General features: G+C 76.1%; 16 protein-coding genes. 6 read left to right on the top strand and 10 right to left on the bottom strand.

Going from position 1 to position 15,257, the window contains the following annotated elements; translation table 11 throughout:
• Positions 1–18 precede the first annotated feature (18 nt).
• Positions 19–645, bottom strand: a complete 627-nt coding sequence (locus WCD41_RS02295) for a maleylpyruvate isomerase family mycothiol-dependent enzyme (RefSeq protein ID WP_337711757.1) — start codon at positions 643–645, stop codon at positions 19–21.
• Between the two features lie 74 nt (positions 646–719).
• On the opposite strand from WCD41_RS02295, the gene WCD41_RS02290 reads away from it, so the two are divergent.
• Positions 720–1,139 (top strand): SRPBCC family protein, encoded by a 420-nt coding sequence (locus WCD41_RS02290; protein ID WP_337711756.1) that lies wholly within the window; start codon positions 720–722, stop codon positions 1,137–1,139.
• Here WCD41_RS02290 and WCD41_RS02285 read toward each other — a convergent pair.
• The 3 genes from WCD41_RS02285 to WCD41_RS02275 form a co-directional block, all read right to left on the bottom strand.
• The gene (locus WCD41_RS02285; protein ID WP_337711755.1) at positions 1,128–1,892 is read right to left on the bottom strand and encodes an SDR family oxidoreductase; all 765 of its coding nucleotides are present in this window, start codon (positions 1,890–1,892) and stop codon (positions 1,128–1,130) included. The two genes, WCD41_RS02290 and WCD41_RS02285, sit on opposite strands and share 12 nt — an antisense overlap.
• A gap of 3 nt (positions 1,893–1,895) precedes the next feature.
• Positions 1,896–3,038, bottom strand: coding sequence for an acetyl-CoA C-acetyltransferase (locus WCD41_RS02280; protein ID WP_337711754.1), 1,143 nt, complete (start codon positions 3,036–3,038; stop codon positions 1,896–1,898).
• Positions 3,039–3,125: 87 nt separating this feature from the next.
• A complete protein-coding gene (locus WCD41_RS02275; protein ID WP_337711753.1) occupies positions 3,126–3,956 on the bottom strand; it encodes an oxygenase MpaB family protein in 831 nt (276 codons plus the stop codon).
• A gap of 126 nt (positions 3,957–4,082) precedes the next feature.
• On the opposite strand from WCD41_RS02275, the gene WCD41_RS02270 reads away from it, so the two are divergent.
• Positions 4,083–4,337 (top strand): hypothetical protein, encoded by a 255-nt coding sequence (locus WCD41_RS02270; RefSeq protein ID WP_337711752.1) that lies wholly within the window; start codon positions 4,083–4,085, stop codon positions 4,335–4,337.
• Positions 4,338–4,391: 54 nt separating this feature from the next.
• Positions 4,392–7,577 (top strand): ATP-binding protein, encoded by a 3,186-nt coding sequence (locus WCD41_RS02265; protein ID WP_337711751.1) that lies wholly within the window; start codon positions 4,392–4,394, stop codon positions 7,575–7,577.
• On the opposite strand, the gene WCD41_RS02260 is transcribed toward WCD41_RS02265, so the two are convergent.
• From WCD41_RS02260 to WCD41_RS02250, 3 genes are read right to left on the bottom strand one after another with little or no spacing between them, the layout of a single operon-like run.
• Entirely contained in the window at positions 7,509–8,024 is a 516-nt protein-coding gene (locus WCD41_RS02260) for an MSMEG_0567/Sll0786 family nitrogen starvation N-acetyltransferase (protein WP_337711750.1), read from the bottom strand. The genes WCD41_RS02265 and WCD41_RS02260 overlap by 69 nt on opposite strands.
• On the bottom strand, positions 8,021–9,181 hold the full coding sequence (locus WCD41_RS02255; protein ID WP_337711749.1) for an MSMEG_0568 family radical SAM protein: 1,161 nt from the start codon (positions 9,179–9,181) through the stop codon (positions 8,021–8,023). Before WCD41_RS02255 ends, WCD41_RS02260 begins: the two co-directional genes overlap by 4 nt.
• Before the next feature lie 34 nt (positions 9,182–9,215).
• Positions 9,216–9,845 carry a hypothetical protein gene (locus tag WCD41_RS02250; protein ID WP_337711748.1) on the bottom strand — a complete coding sequence of 210 codons (630 nt, stop codon included), beginning with the start codon at positions 9,843–9,845 and terminating at the stop codon, positions 9,216–9,218.
• A 61-nt stretch (positions 9,846–9,906) separates the two neighbouring features.
• On the opposite strand from WCD41_RS02250, the gene WCD41_RS02245 reads away from it, so the two are divergent.
• From WCD41_RS02245 to WCD41_RS02235, 3 genes are read left to right on the top strand one after another with little or no spacing between them, the layout of a single operon-like run.
• Positions 9,907–10,869 carry a carbamate kinase gene (locus tag WCD41_RS02245; protein ID WP_337711747.1) on the top strand — a complete coding sequence of 321 codons (963 nt, stop codon included), beginning with the start codon at positions 9,907–9,909 and terminating at the stop codon, positions 10,867–10,869.
• On the top strand, positions 10,866–12,428 hold the full coding sequence (locus tag WCD41_RS02240) for an AllF/FdrA family protein (RefSeq protein WP_337711746.1): 1,563 nt from the start codon (positions 10,866–10,868) through the stop codon (positions 12,426–12,428). Before WCD41_RS02245 ends, WCD41_RS02240 begins: the two co-directional genes overlap by 4 nt.
• The gene (locus tag WCD41_RS02235) at positions 12,425–13,588 is read left to right on the top strand and encodes an MSMEG_0565 family glycosyltransferase (protein WP_337711745.1); all 1,164 of its coding nucleotides are present in this window, start codon (positions 12,425–12,427) and stop codon (positions 13,586–13,588) included. The genes WCD41_RS02240 and WCD41_RS02235 overlap by 4 nt, the downstream gene beginning before the upstream one ends.
• On the opposite strand, the gene WCD41_RS02230 is transcribed toward WCD41_RS02235, so the two are convergent.
• The 3 genes from WCD41_RS02230 to nthB are packed head-to-tail and all read right to left on the bottom strand — an operon-like array spanning position 13,589 to position 15,224.
• On the bottom strand, positions 13,589–13,966 hold the full coding sequence (locus tag WCD41_RS02230) for a nitrile hydratase accessory protein (protein ID WP_337711744.1): 378 nt from the start codon (positions 13,964–13,966) through the stop codon (positions 13,589–13,591). It lies immediately after the preceding gene.
• A complete protein-coding gene (gene nthA, locus WCD41_RS02225; RefSeq protein ID WP_337711743.1) occupies positions 13,963–14,556 on the bottom strand; it encodes a nitrile hydratase subunit alpha in 594 nt (197 codons plus the stop codon). The genes WCD41_RS02230 and nthA overlap by 4 nt, the downstream gene beginning before the upstream one ends.
• A complete protein-coding gene (gene nthB, locus WCD41_RS02220; RefSeq protein ID WP_337711742.1) occupies positions 14,553–15,224 on the bottom strand; it encodes a nitrile hydratase subunit beta in 672 nt (223 codons plus the stop codon). Before nthB ends, nthA begins: the two co-directional genes overlap by 4 nt.
• Positions 15,225–15,257: the final 33 nt, after the last annotated feature.

Below are 15,257 nucleotides of genomic sequence, written 5' to 3'. Positions count from 1 at the left end.
CCCGCGAGCCTAGGACGGTCACGCGCGGAGGCGGGCGGCGAGCGTCCCCTGTCCCGGGCCGTCGAGCTCGTCGAGGGCGTCGGCCCGCCCGGCCGCGGCCATGAGCAGGGCCTCGCCGGGTCCGGTGACCTCGGCGCCCTTCCCGTGGCTCCAGTCGAGGTCGGTCGCCCGCAGGCGCAGTCCGCGGATGCGCGGGGCGACGTGGATCGGCGGCGCGATCATCGCGAAGTCCAGGATCGCGCGCAGGCGCTCGGGCGGGATCGTCCGCGGCAGCCCGAGCGGGCGGCGGATGTCCTGGTGGTGGATCGCGCCGTCGGTCAGGGCGATCCGGCCGCCGAAGCGCGCCGTGAACCCCTCGGGGGTCGTGTAGCGGCGCAGGAGGGCGACCAGGCCCCACGGGTCCATGTCGTGCAGAGCGTCGACGGCCTTCTGGTTGGCCCGGTCCGGCGACAGGCCGGCGAGGACGAGCGTCCGCAGGAAGCCCGTCATGCCCTGGACGTCGTAGCTGACGACGTGGGCGGCGACGTCGCGCACCGACCAGCCCCGGCAGAGCGTCGGGGCCTCCCACTGCTCCGGGGTGAGCGTGGCGAGGAAGTCGGCGAGCTCGGCGCGCTCCTCGCGGGCCAGCGCCACGGTGTCGGGCATGCCGCATCGTGGCCGGAGGACCGCCGGGCGCGGAACCACCGACACGGTGCCCCGGACCCACTAGCGTCGTCACCGTGCGCCACGAGAGCACCGCCGACATCCCCGCACCCGTCCAGCAGGTCTGGGACGTGCTGATCGACGTCGAACGCTGGCCCGAGTGGACGCCGACGATGCGCCGGGTGGAGATCCTCGACGGCGCCACCCTCGCCGAGGGCACCCGTGTCCGGGTGCGCCAGCCCCGCCTGCCCGTGCTCGTGTGGACCGTCGACGAGGTCCGGCCCGGCGAGGCGTTCTCCTGGGTCAGCGGGCCGGCGGCGGGGCGCACGCGGGCCACCCACGAGCTGACGGTGCTGCCCGACGGCGGCACCCGCATCGCGCTCGCCCTCGTCCAGCGGGGGCTCTCGGCGGTGTTCGGCGCCCTGAGCACCGGGCTGACCAAGGCCTACCTGCGCACCGAGGCCGAGTCGCTGCGGGCGCGCTGCTCAGCCGGCTGAGTCCTGCAGCCGCCGCATCCCCGCGAGCCAGCGCTCGTAGTCCTGGCCCTTGCGCGCGAAGAACGTCAGCACCTCGGGGTGGGGCAGGATGAGGAACTCCTCGCGGCCGATCCCCTCGACGACGGCCGCGGCGACGGTCTCGGGCGAGAGCACCTCACCGGCCGCGCGCACGGTGTTCGCGGCGAGCGAGCTGAAGGTGTCGTCGGACCCCGCGCCCTCGAGCATCGCCGTCGCGACCCCCATCGGGCACAGCGCGCTGACGCGGATGCCGCGCGCGCCGTAGGTCACCGACAGCCACTCGGCGAACGCCACCGCCGCGTGCTTGCTGACGGCGTAGGGCGCCGAGCCGATCTGCGTGAGCAGGCCCGCCGCCGACGCGGTCGCGACGAAGTAGCCCTCGCCGCGCTCGAGCCAGCCGGGCAGCAGGAGACGCGCGGCGGTGATGTGGGCGCGGACGTTGACGTCGAGGACGGTGTCCCAGAGGTCGTCGGGGGTCTCCACCGGATCGGTGCCCGCCGCGATGCCGGCGTTGGCGCACCAGAGGTCGACCGGCCCGACCTCGTCGAGCAGGGCCGCGGTGGCGTCCCGGTCGGTGACGTCGAGGGCGCGGGACACCGCGGCGCCCGGGACGTCGGGCGCCTGGAGGTCAGTGGCCACCACACGGGCGCCGGCGTCGGCCAGGGCCGCGACCAGCGCGCGGCCGATGCCGCCGCCGGCCCCGGTGACGACGGCGACGCGGTTTCGGAGCTCCACCCCTCAGACCCGCTCGATGATCGTCGCGTTGGACTGGCCGCCGCCCTCGCACATCGTCTGCAGGCCGCGGGTGCCGCCGGTGCGGTGCAGCTCGTGGACGAGCTTGGTCGCGAGGATCGCGCCCGTCGCGCCCAGCGGGTGGCCCATGGCGATGGCGCCGCCGTTGACGTTGGTGCGCTCCAGCGGCGCGCCCGTCTCCTGCGCCCACGCCAGCACGACCGGGGCGAAGGCCTCGTTGCACTCGAACAGGTCGATGTCGTCGATCGTCAGCTTCGCCCGGCGCAGGACGTCGCGCGTGGCGGGGATCGGGCCGGTGAGCATGTACACCGGGTCCTCCCCCACCACCGACAGCGTCGTCACCTTCGCGATCGGCGTCAGGCCGTGGGTGCGCAGGGCGTCCTCGGAGACGACGAGCAGCGCGGCCGCGCCGACCGAGACCTGGCTGGAGACGGCCGCGGTGAGCTCGTAGCCCTCGCGCAGCGGCGGCAGCGCGGACATCTTCTCGACGTTCGCGTCGGGGCGGATGCCCTCGTCGCGGTCGAGGCCCTGCAGCGGGGCGATCTGGGACGTGAAGCGGCCCTCGTCGGTGGCCCGCGCCGCGCGGCGGTGGCTCTCGACGGCGAACTCCTCGAGCTGCGGGCGGCGCAGGTCCCACTTCTCGGCGATGAGCTGGGCGCCGCGGAACTGGCTGATCTCCTGCTCGCCGTAGCGCTCGATCCAGCCCGGGCCCTCGCGGCGGGTGCCCATGCGCTCGAGCACGGCGGCGTTGGCGTCGATGGGGACGATGGCCATGTTCTCGACGCCGGCGGCGATGACCATGTCCTGGGTGCCGGAGAGCACGGCCTGGGCGGCGAAGTGCAGGGCCTGCTGCGACGACCCGCAGGCGCGGTTGATCGTCACGCCGGGCACGTGCTCGGGGAAGCCGGCCGAGAGCCACGCCGTGCGCCCGATGACCCCGGCCTGCGGGCCCAGCTGGGACACGCAGCCCATGAGGACGTCCTCGACCGCGCCCGGGTCGATGCCGGTGCGCTCCACCAGGGCCGTCAGCGCGTGCGCGCCGAGGTCGGCGGGGTGCACGTCGGCCAGCGCGCCCTTGCGCGTGCCCACGGGCGTGCGGACGGCGTCGACGATGTAGGCCTCGGTCACGGGCACGGGCTCCTCCGGCGGATCGAGTGCGTGGCGTTACTGACGTTCAGTGTCTGCGACGCCACGCCGCTGACACCAGCGTGATCCTCAACCGGCTGCGCGGGCCTCGCGGACGAGGCGGCGCGCGCGGGCGATGTCGGGCGGGGCGGGGAGGTCGGGCAAGATCGTCGACGCCGTGTACAGCGCGCGCAGGGCGACGGTGACGCCGAGGTCGGTGGTGGGCAGTCCCGGCAGGCCGTACATCCGCCGCGCCCAGCGGGGCAGGGTCGAGAACGAGAGCGCGGCGATCGACGACAGCGTCAGCGCGATCCCCGTCGGCGCGCTCGGCTGCGGGGTGAGCAGGCCCCCGACGCCACGGCGCGCCTCGTCGGTGAGCCGCAGCTGCGGGCGGACGCGGTCGAAGTAGGCGCCGAGCTCGGCCCGCGACGCCGGCACGATCGCGGGGTCGAGGCCCACCACCTCGGCGGCGCGCACGCTCTCGGCGACGTAGGCGTCGGCCTCGGCGTCGTCGACCACCCCGGCCCGCCGGGCCACCGAGACGTACGAGTCGATCTCCGCGTTGTGCACCCAGAGCAGGTTCTCCGGGTCGTCGAGGGCGATCTCGGTGCCGTCGGCGTCCGTGCCGCGCAGCGTCGCGTGCAGGCGCCGCACCCGGCTCGCGGCCGTCTCGACGTCGGCGCGGGAGCCGAACGTGCGGGTGCCGACGAAGCCGACCGTGCGCTGGAAGCGCGGCCACGCCTTCTTGGGGTCGAACAGCGCCGAGTTCTGGTAGGTCGCGCGCATCACCTGCGGGTGCAGCGACTGCAGCAGCAGCGCGCGCATGCCCGCGACCCAGAGCACGGGCTCGAGCTGGACCCGCCACGTCACCGACGTCGGCCCGAACAGGCCCTCGTCGACCCCGTCGATCCCCTCCGCCATCACACCGCCGCTCTCCGTCGCCACGAGGACGGGGTCTCCGATCCGCGCGCCGCCAACCGCTGACACCGGCATACCACGTCCACTATCGTGGTCGTTCGTCGACGATGGAGGTCGCTCGGAGGCGCGGTGGACGACTGGGAGGCCTACCGGCTCGCCACGGCCTACGTCCTCGCGTCCGCGCGGGAGGACCGGGGCGCGATGGACGAGACCTTCGCCCACGTGCTGCGCGACCCGCACGTCCTGGTCGGGTTCGTCGGCGCGCTGACCCGGCTCGCCCACCTCCTCGTCGTCGAGCGCACCGGCTCGGAGGACGCCGCCCGCTGCTGGCTGGAGGACCGGGTGCGCTGGCTGTCCTCCGTCGACCCGCCGAGCGGGGGGTGAGCGGGACTCCGCGCGTGTGACCGCGACCACCCGCCCGGCCGTACGATGACGCGGATGACAGCGGGCGGTCTGCGGATCCGGCTCGTCGGCCGGTTCGCCCTCGAGGGGTTCGACGGTCACGCTCCCGTGACCGTCCCGAACGGGCGTGCCCAGCGACTGCTCGCCGTGCTCGCCGCGCACCAGGGCCGGTTCGTCCCCACCGACACGATCGTCGCCGCCCTGTGGCCGGACGGCCCGGCCGAGCCTTCCGGGCGCCCGGGCCGCAACCTCGCCGCGCTCGTCAGCCGGCTGCGCCGCGGCATCGGCAAGGACCGCGTCGAGGGCGACCCGAGCGGCTACCGCCTCGTCCGCGACGCCGCCACCACCGTCGACGTCTACGAGGGCCTCGCGCTGGCCGAGGAGGCGGAGCGCGACCTCGATCGCGGCCTCATGCTGCGGGCGCTGTCCGGCGCCCAGAGCGCGGAGGACCTGCTCGGCCGGGGCGCGGCCCTCGTCGGCGAGCCCGACGCCCCGTGGGCCGAGGAGGTCCGCCGCCTGGTCGCGACGACGCTCTCCCGCGCGCGCTCCTGCCACTGGACCGCGGCGCTCGCGCTCGGCGAGGACCGCACGGCCATCGACCTCGCCTCCCGCGCGCTGGCCGCCGACGCCCTCGACGAGCCGGCCGCCCGCGCCCTCATGCGCGCCTACGTCCGCCAGGGCGCCGACGGCGCCGCGCTCGCCGCCTACGAGCAGCTGCGCCGAGCGCTGTCGGAGGAGCTGGGCGCGGACCCGTCGCCGGCGACGCAGGAGATCTACCGCTCGCTGCTCGTGCCGGACGACCGCCCGTCCGACGCCGCGCCGGTCGCGGTGCAGGGGCGCGACCGCGAGCTCGCCCAGCTGCGCCGCGCCTGGTCGGCGGCCTCGCGCGGTCACGGCGGCCTCGTGCTCGTCACGGGCGAGGCCGGGATCGGCAAGAGCGCGCTGGCGCGCGTGCTCGCCGGCGAGGCGCGCGACGCGGGCGCCACCGTCCTCGAGGTCCGCTGCCAGGAGGCCGAGCGCTCGCTCTACCTGCAGCCGCTGGCCGAGGCGGTGCGCACGCTCGTGGGGCGCGAGGCCGCACCGCAGTCCGCCGGGGCGCCGCTGCTGCACCCGGCCGAGCGGGAGGCGCTCGGCGAGCTCGCGCCGGAGCTCGGCCCCGGGGGGACGCGGCCGGCGACCGACGAGCTCGGCCACCGCCGCACGTTGCTCGCGCTCGCCGAGCTCTTCGGGCGCACCGCGGAGGTGCACCCGATCCTGCTGGTGGTCGAGGACCTCCAGCACGCGGGCCAGACCACCGTGGAGGCCCTGCACGTGCTCGCGACACGCCTCGCCGCGCGGCGGGTCCTCGTGCTCGCGACGGAGCGCTCCGCCGAGGAGCGCAGCGGCACCGAGAGCCTGCTGGACGTGGCCACGCACCTGCGCGTCCCGCCGCTGTCCCGCGCCGCGGTGACCGCCCTGCTCGCCGCGTCGGGGGCCCGGTACGACCTCGACACCTTCCTCGCGTGGACCGGGGGCTCGCCGCTGCTGGTCGGCGAGCTGCTGCGCCACCCCGTGCCGGCGACGCGCGACGGGACGGCGGGCGGGGCACCGGTCATCCCCGAGGACCTCTACGTCCTGCTGCGACGCCGCCTGGACGCCACCGCCGAGGACGTCGTGCTGCTCCTCGGGCAGGCGGCCGTGCTCGGGTCGTCGTTCGCGCTCGACGACGCCGCGGCGCTCGCCGGCGTCGGACCCGAGGAGTGCGCCCGCCGCGCCGAGCGCGCGGTGCGTGCCGGCCTGCTGGTGCCCGACGGCGCGCGCTACCGCTTCGCCAACGACATCGTCCGGACCGTCGCCTACTCCCGCGCCGAGCTCCCGGTCCGGACCAGCCGCCACCGCCGCGCCGCCGAACTCCTCGCCGATCGCCCCGAGGCCGCCGCCGGGCACCACTCGGCCGCCGGCGACCACGCCGCCGCGGCGCGGGCGTGGCTGGCCGCCGCCGACGCCGCCCACCTCGTGTTCGCCCACCGCGACGCCGAGCGGCTGCTGACCTCCGCCCTCGGGAGCGCCGAGCGCACCGGGGACGCGGTGCTGCGCGCCACCGTCCTGCTGCGGCGCGGCCAGGCGCGCTGCGACCTCGCCCGGTTCGACGACGCACAGGCCGACCACGACGCCGCGCTCACCCTGGCCCGGGAGCTGGGCGACGAGGAGCTCGAGGCGCGCGCGCTCGAGGCCCTGGGCTGGACGGCGCTCTGGGCGCGCGACGCGTTCGCCGCCGTGGATCTCGCCGAGCGGGCCGGGCACCTCGCCGAGTCCGCCGCGGCCGCGCCGGGCGCGCGGCGGAGCTCGCTGCTGCTGCTCGGGCGGGTGCGGCACTGGGACGGCGACTACACCGGCGCGACCCACGCCTACCAGCAGGTGCTCGCCGTCGGGACCGAGGACGCCCTCGGCGCGGTGGCGATGGCCTACCGTGGCGCGCTGCTCCAGCACATGGACCGCTTCGCCGAGGCCCGCGCGGTCCTCGAGCGCGCCGTCGAGCTGTGCCGCCAGACCGGGGAGTTCCGCACGCTGCTGCAGAGCCTGTTCTTCTGCGGCCTCGCCCGCGGCGACGCCGGCGACTTCGCGGGCGCGCTGCGCGCGCTCGACCGCGCCCGGCGTCTCATCGACGACGCCGGCGTCGGCTACTACCGCGCCGGCATCGAGACGACGACGTCGTGGCTCTGGCAGGAGCTCGGCGACCTCGACCGCGCGCGCGAGCACGCCGAGACCGCCGTCGACCTGGCCCATCGTGGCGGCGGGGCGCTGGAGCTCGAGCAGGAGCTGCACGCCCTGCTCGCGCGCGCCGACTGCCTGCTGCTGGCCGGGAAGGACGACGACGCGGGCGCGACGGTCGAGGAGGCGGCGCCGCTGCTGGACCGCTCGCTGCCCTTCCGGCCGCGCGCGGCGATGCGGCTGCTCGAGATGCAGGCGCGCTGGGAGCCCGGGCGCGCCGAGGAGCTGCTCGTGACCTCGCGGACCTACCGGTCGGCGAAGTACGAGGCGCTCGCCCTGACCCACCTCGGGCGCGGCGAGGAGGCGGCGGCCGCGGCCCTGCGCACCCGCTCGGACCTCGTCGTCGCGCAGGTCGGCGCGCCGTCGACCCGGGGCCCGGCGCGCGACCGGATCGCGGCCGCGCTACCCGCCGAGCTGCGTGCCCGGTTCGTCGAGCACGGCCGTCTGGTCGTCCCGCGCACGCCGCACTAGCTCGATCGTCATGAACACGTGCGGGCGCCCCGCGTACTCCTCGGTGCCCCCGGCGGTCCAGCCGAGACGCTCGAAGAACCGCCGGTTGGCCGGCTGGACGTGGGCCACCATGCGCCGGCCGCCGCGGGCGGCCGCGGTGGCGACGGCGAAGCGCACCAGCGGTCCCCCGGCGCCGGCCGTCCGGGCCGCCGCGAGGACGGCGAGGCGGTCGCCCTGCCAGACGCCGTCGCCGAGGGGGAACAGGCGGACCGTCCCGACGACCTCCTCGCCGACCCGCGCGACGACGTGCAGCACGTCGTCGCGGGCGTCGTGGGAGTCGAGGTCGTCGCCGGCGAAGATGCCCTGCTCGTCGACGAACACGGTCCGGCGCACGCGGTGGTGCGCGGCGCGCTCGGCCTCGTCGGTCGCGATCGCGCAGACCACGGGCCGCGCGACCGAGCGCGTCACGAGCGGGCCCCCGACGAGCCCGGACGCCGCCCGATCTGCAGCAGCGGCTGCACGGCGTTGAGCGCGGAGCAGGCCTGGCAGCGGGCGCAGCCGGCGACGGCGTCGGCCGACGACATCTTCCGCTCGGTCATGTACGCCGCGACCTTCTGGTAGACGCGGTCGGTGTAGGCCGCGTCCGGGGGCGTGGCGTCGGCGAGCAGGCTGCCCGCGACGGGCCGCAGCGGCACGAGGAACGGGTAGACGCCGACGTCGACCGCGCGCCGGCAGCCCTCGATCGTCAGCTCGGGGTCCTCCCCCAGGCCGAGGATGACGTAGGTGGACACCCGGCCGCGGCCCCAGAGCGCGACGGCGCGCTCCCAGGTGCGGTAGTAGGTGTCGAGGCCCGTGCGCGCCTTGCCGGGGGCGACGCGGGCCAGCACGTCGGGGTCGAACGTCTCGACGTGGATGCCGACCGCGTCCGCCCCGCCGGTGCCGTGCACCTCGTCGAGGATCGCGGGGTCGCGCGGCGGCTCGAACTGGATCTCGACGGGCAGGCCGGCGGCGTCCTTGACCGCGCGCCCGCAGCGGGCGACGTAGCGGGCCCCGCGGTCGGGGGCGACCGAGCTGCCGGTGGTGAGCGTGGCGTCGACGGCGCCGTCGAGCTCCTTGGCGGCGACCGCGACCTCGGCGAGCTGCTCGGGGGTCTTGCGGGCGACGGTGCTGCCGGCGTCCAGCGACACCCCGATCCCGCAGAAGGCGCACTGGTCGGCGGTGTTCCAGTAGTTGCACGCCTGCACGACCGTGCTCGCGAGCGAGTCGAGGTGCAGCAGCGCGATCTTCCAGTAGGGCGTGCCGTCGGCGGTGGTGCGGTCGTAGAAACGGGGCCGGCGCGCGCCGGTGACCGACGCGAGGCGCTCGCCGTCGCGGTAGAGCCCCTGGGCACCGTTGTCCTCGGCGCGCAGGACGTACGGCGAGCCCGCGGTGGTGGGCACCGTGACCGGGAAGCCCTCGATCCAGAGCATGCCGGCGTCAGTGGGCCCGGCCCCGCCGGTGCGGGTCTCCACGGACGTCTCGAGGCGGATCCCGGCGCTCTGGACGGCGACGATCACCGACGCGATGGCCGCCGGATCCGGGTGCGCCTGCGCCGTGACCGTCTCCTCGCCCATCAGGCCCGTCATGCGCCACCCGCCTCGCGTCTACTTTCGGCCACGGTCATCTCTTATCGGAAAGCATCGTGTCGCCGCCGTCAAGGCGTGAGTCGATCTCCTCCCGGCGGCGGGCGCGCGCGTCGCGCCACGCCGCGGCGTCGGCAAACGACACGTCCCCGCCGTCGCCGTCGGCGATCGGGTCGCCCGTGGTGACGTCGAGGACGGCCTCGCCGAGCGTGTACGGCTCGTCGCCGGCGTACGGGTCGGCCGTCGCGACCAGGGCGAGCCCCGACGCGAGGTGCATCTCGACGGTCCGCTGGGTCGTGCCCGCCGTCTCGTCGAGGACCACCCAGCGGTCGCCCGCCTCGTGCGCGGCGGCGATCGCCGCCGCCCGCCCGGCGCGTGCCGCGGCGGCGACCAGCTCGTCGGCGCGCACCGCGAGCGCGGCGTCGAGCACCGCGCGCGTGCCGGCCCGGTCGAGCACGCCGGCGGGGTCGGCGTCGAGGGCGAGCAGGGCCCCGACCGTCGGGGTCGCGGCGCGGACCTCGTCGAGGCACGGCGCCGACGCGCTCGGCCAGGCGCCGGTACTCCTCGCCGTCGACCACGGCGATCGACCACACCCGGTCGCCCGCCGCCTGCCACCGTGCGCGCGCCCGGCCGAGAGCCGCCTCTTCCCCGGAGCGCACCGCAGCATTCATGATGTCCACTATAGTAGACGGGCGCTGCTCATCATGGATCAGGAGTGACGGACACCGATGCCCAGAACCGCAGTGGTCGCCCTCGGCGGGAACGCCATCACCCGGGGCGGCCAGGCCGGGACCTACGCCGAGCAGGCGGAGAACGCGCACGCGATGGCCCGCGCCGTGTGCGCGCTGCGCGACGCCGGGTGGAACGTCGTGCTGGTCCACGGCAACGGGCCCCAGGTCGGCAACCTCGCGATCCAGCAGGACGAGGCGGCCTCGATCGTGCCCGCGCTCCCGCTGTTCTGCGTCAACTCGATGACCCAGGGGCAGCTCGGCAGCCTGCTCGGCCTCGCCCTGCTCGCCGAGGGGCGCGGGCGGCTGCCCGGCGTCGTCTCGGTGGTCACCCACGTCATGGTCGACCCGGCCGACCCCGCGTTCGAGCGCCCCACCAAGCCCGTCGGTCCCTACTTCAGCGAGGCGCAGGCGCGCGTGCTCGCCCAGGAGCGGGGCTGGGAGATGATCCCCGACGGCGCGCGGGGCCACCGCCGGGTCGTGCCGTCGCCGAAGCCGGTCGGGATCGTCGAGGTCGACGCCGTCCGGGCCCTCATCGAGCAGCACATGATCGTCGTCGCGGGCGGGGGCGGCGGCATCCCGGTGATCGCGGGCGACCACGGACTCGAGGGCATCGACGCCGTGATCGACAAGGACTTCACCGCGCAGCGGCTCGCGGCCTCGGTGAACGCCGACGCGCTGGTGCTCGTCACCGACACCCCCAAGGTCTACGTCGACTTCGACACCCCGGACCGGCGCGCGATCGACCAGATGTCGGTCGACGAGGCCGCGAAGCACCTCGAGGACGGGCAGTTCCCCGCCGGCAGCATGGGCCCGAAGGTGCGCGCCGCCGTGCGCTTCATCCGCGAGGGCGGGCGCACCGCGGTGATCACCACCGCGGACCGTGCCGGGCCCTCGCTCGACGCGGGCGACGCCTACGGCGCCGAGCTGGTCGGTACCCGCATCGTGGGGAACGGGCGATGAGCGCGGGCTTCCTGCTCTACCGTGACACCTACCTCGACTCGGTCGTCCAGCTCTCGGGCACGCGCGCGATGCGCGAGGTCCCCGGGGTCGACTGGGCCGCGGTGGCGATGGCGACCGAGGCGAACCTGGAGACGCTGGAGAAGGAGGGCTTCGACCCGGCCGGCTGGGCCGGCGCGGGGCCGGGCGACCTCTTCCTCGCGGTCCGGGCCGACTCCGCGGAGGTCGTCGAGGCCGCGCAGGACGCCGGTCGCGCCGCCGCGTTCAGCCCGCGGGAGGCGACGACGACCGGGGTCGCCGAGCCCGACCCGCGCACCCTGGCCGAGGCCGTCGCCCGGCAGGCGAGCAGCAACGTCGCGGTGGTCTCGGTGCCCGGCGACTACGCGGCCCTCGAGACCCACCAGGCCCTCGGCGCCGGGCTCGACGTCCTGCTGTTCAGCGACAACGTGTCCCTCCACGACGAGATCGCGCTGAAGACGCGCGCCGCGGGCCTCGGCCGGCTGGTGATGGGCCCGGGGGCCGGGACGGCGATGCTCGGGCGGACGTGCCTGGGGTTCGCGAACGTCGTCGCCCCCCTCACCGACCGCGTCGGGGCGGTCGGTGTCGTGGCCGCGGCGGGCACCGGTGCGCAGGAGGTGGCCGCCCTCCTCGACCGCTGGGGCGTCGGGGTGACCCACGTCGTCGGCCTCGGCGGGCGCGACCTCGGCGCGCGGGTCGGCGGGCCCATGGGCCGGCTCGCCGTGCGCACGATGGCCGCGGACCCCGCGACGGACGCGATCCTGCTGGTCTCCAAACCGCCGGACCCCGACGTCGCGCGCTCGGTCGTCGCCGAGGCCGGCGACACCCCGCTCGTCGCCGCCCTCATCGGCATGGACGAGCCGCTCGACGGTGCGTCGGTCGTCCAGGTGCCGACGCTCGAGGCCGGCGCGCTGGCGGTGCTCGGCGTCCTCGGCCGGGGCGCGCCCGACCCGTCGGCGGGACTGCGCGCGCGGGTCGAGACCGCGATCGCCGACCTCGACCCCGGGCGCACGCTGGTCCGGGGCCTCTATTCCGGCGGCACGCTCTGCTACGAGTCGCTGGTCGTGCTCTCGCGCGTGCTCGGGCCGGTGTGGTCGAACACTCCGCTCGACAAGGCGCTCGCCGTGCCGGCCCCCGCGTCGAGCCACGTGTGCCTCGACCTCGGCGAGGAGGAGTACACCCAGGGCCGGCCGCACCCGATGATCGACCCCGAGGCCCGGCTCGAGCACCTGCGCGCCCAGGGCGCCGACCCCGAGGTCGCGGCGATCGTGCTCGACGTCGTGCTCGGCTACGGCGCGCACCCCGACCCCGCGGGCGAGCTGGCCGGCGAGTGCGCCCGCATCGTCGCCGGCGGCGGGCGGGTCGTGGTCTACGTGCTCGGCACCGAGGGCGATCCCCAGGGCCTCGAGGACCAGCGTCGGGCGTTCCTCGACGCCGGGTGCGTGGTCACCGAGACCGCCGCGCGCGCCGCCCTCGCGGCCGCGGCGATCGCGCGGCGCGACCCGGCGATCGCCGAGCTCGGGGCGTCCGGGTGGGCCCCGTGAGGGAGCTCGCCCTCGTCACCCACTCCACCTCGCCGCGCGGCGGGATGGTGCACACCCTCGCGCTCGCCGAGGCCCTGCAGGCCGCGGGGCGCGCGGTGCACGTCGTCAGCCAGGGCGACCCCGCCGCGGGTCTCTTCCGGCCCACGTCGGTGCCGTTCACGGTGCTGCCGGCCCCGCCGTCCGGCGGCTCGCTGACGGACAAGGTGTTCGCGTCGATCGACCTGCTCAGCGGGGCCCTCGCCGACCTCGCCCACCGGTTCGACGTGCTGCACACCCAGGACTGCATCGCCGCGCGCGCCGCCGCGCGCGTGCGGGACGGCGGGGCCGGGGTGGCGGTGGTGCGCACCGTGCACCACGTCGACGACTTCACCACCCCCGCGCTCGTCGACTGCCAACGCGCGGCGATCCGCGAGCCGGACCGGGTGCTCGTCGTCAGCGAGCAGTGGCGGCGCATCCTGCGCGACGAGTACGCGCGCGAGGCCACCGTCGTGCCCAACGGCGTCGACCCCGACCGCTTCCCGCCGGTCACCGCGGAGCGGGTCGCCGAGCTGCGGGCGTCGGTCGGCGCCCAGGACCGGTTCGTCTTCCTCGGCGTCGGCGGGATCGAGCCGCGCAAGGGCACGCACGTGGCGTTCGAGGCGCTGGCGCGGCTGAAGGCCACCATGCCGCACCCGCCGATGCTCGCGATCGTCGGCGGCCACTCGTTCCGCGACTACGCGGCCTACCGCCACGAGACCCTCGCCCGGCTCCCGGAGCTGGGCCTCGAGCTCGGCCGCGACGTCGTCCTGCTCGGCACGCTGTCCGAGGCCGACCTCGGCGCCTGGTACCGCAGCGCCGACGCGCTGTGCTTCCCCTCGCTGGCGGAGGGCTGGGGCCTCGCGGTGCTCGAGGCCATGGCCGCCGACCTGCCCGTGGTCGCCGGCGACCTCCCGGTGTTCCGGGAGTACCTGCTGCACCACCACAACGCCCTCATGCCGCCCTCGGGCGACGCCGCGGCGCTCGCGCGCGCGATGCAGGAGATGTACGCCGACCGCGCCCTGCGCCGCCGGCTGCGCGCCGGCGGTCGGGTGACGCTGGCCCGCTACACCTGGGCCGCGAGCGCCCGCCGGCACCTCGCCGTGTACGACGACGTGCGGGCGGGGGCCGTGGGGCAGGCCTAGTCAGTGCCCGTGCCCGTGGCCGTGCCCGTCGTCGCGGTGGTCGTGACCGGCCGGGCGCGCGGCCAGCTCCGACGAGCGTGCCGCGACGTCGTCGCCGCCCAGCGCCCCGCCGTCGACCAGCACGTCCTCGAGGGCGTCGAGCCAGCAGGCGTAGTAGCGGAACTCCGGGTCGTCGAGACCGTGCTCGGCCTCCCACGCCGCGATCCGGGCGACGAGGCGGTCGCGGAACGCGTCCCAGGTGAACGCGCCCGCCTCGGACAGCGACACCGCCATGCCGAACGCGCGGCTCTCCCACGGCTCGGTGAACACCAGCTCGCCGTTGGCCCGCGGCGGCGCGGCCGGGCCGGAGACGTCGAGGGCCGTCGACACGGCGGTCACGGCGCGGACACGACGGCCACGCCGACCATGGCGTCGCGGGTGACCAGGCCGGTCAGCGCCTCGGCGTCCCAGTCCTCGGTGCCGGCCGGGCGCTGCGGCAGCACGAGGTAGCGCACCTCGGACGACGAGTCCCAGACCTCGATCTCCTTGTCCGCGGGCACGTCCAGGCCCATCTCGCGCAGCACCGTGCGCGGCTCGCGCACCACGCGCGCGCGGTAGGCCGGGTCCTTGTACCAGCTCGGCGGCAGGCCGAGCACCGGCCACGGGTAGCACGAGCAGAGGGTGCACACGACGACGTGGTGGACGTCGTCGGTCTGCTCGAGCACGACGATGTGCTCGCCCTGCGGCCCGGCGAAGCCCAGTTCCTTGATCGCGGACGTGCCCTCGGCAAGCAGGCGCTCCCGGTACTCGGGCTCGGTCCACGCCTTGGCGACGACCTTGGCGCCGTTGAGCGGGCCCACGTCCTGCTCGTAGGTCTTGATGAACTTGTCCATCACCGCGGGGTCGATCAGCCCGCGCTCCACCAGCAGCGACTCCAGCGCCTCGGTGCGCTGCGCGGGCTCGGGACGACGGGTCGGGGCGCCGGTCACCGGTCACTCTCCAGATAGCTCTCGAACAGGTCGACGTGCAGCGTGAAGGGCTCCGCGTCGTCACCCCAGAGCTCGGTGGACGCGAAGCCGACGGTGTAGACGTACTGCGGGTTCTCGCCCTGGAACACGGCGTGGGTGTCGGGCAGCAGGTGACCCGGGCGCACCGCGGTGATCGTCCCGCGCCGGCCCCGGACGTAGCCGGGCAGCTTGGACGGGCCCTGCGGGCGGGGGGTGCTCGTGGTCCGCACGGCGTCGCCCGCCGCGAAGGCCGGCGGGCCGTCGATCTCGCGCAGCGAGCCCGGCCCGGTCGGGGCGTAGTCGGGCTTGGCCGGCTCGGGGAACGCCGGCTCGTCGACGTCCTCGCCGGCGAGCGCGCGCGCCCGGGCGTCGACCGCGCCCGGCGCGAGGATGCTGCTGTCCTGCAGCATCAGTTCAGCGGCGTTGAGCCAGCGGCCGTAGTAGCCGTCGGCGAGGTAGGACACGGGGTCGAGCCGCTCGAGCGCGTAGCGGAACGCGTCGAGGTTGCGCCCCGAGATGCGGCCCATGGTCAGGACCGTCATCGCGAAGCTGCGGCCCTCCCACGGCTCGCCGAACGGCGGCTCGTCGGGCGTCGGGACCTGCGCGGGGCCCCACCCCGGCGACCCGCCCATGTCGGCCAACGGATCCACGAGAACTCCTCACTCGCACCGGAGCCGGGGCGG

The organism is Actinomycetospora aeridis (assembly GCF_037400275.1).
Lineage (GTDB): Bacteria > Actinomycetota > Actinomycetes > Mycobacteriales > Pseudonocardiaceae > Actinomycetospora > Actinomycetospora aeridis.
This window is presented reverse-complemented; position numbering and strand designations above follow the sequence as displayed.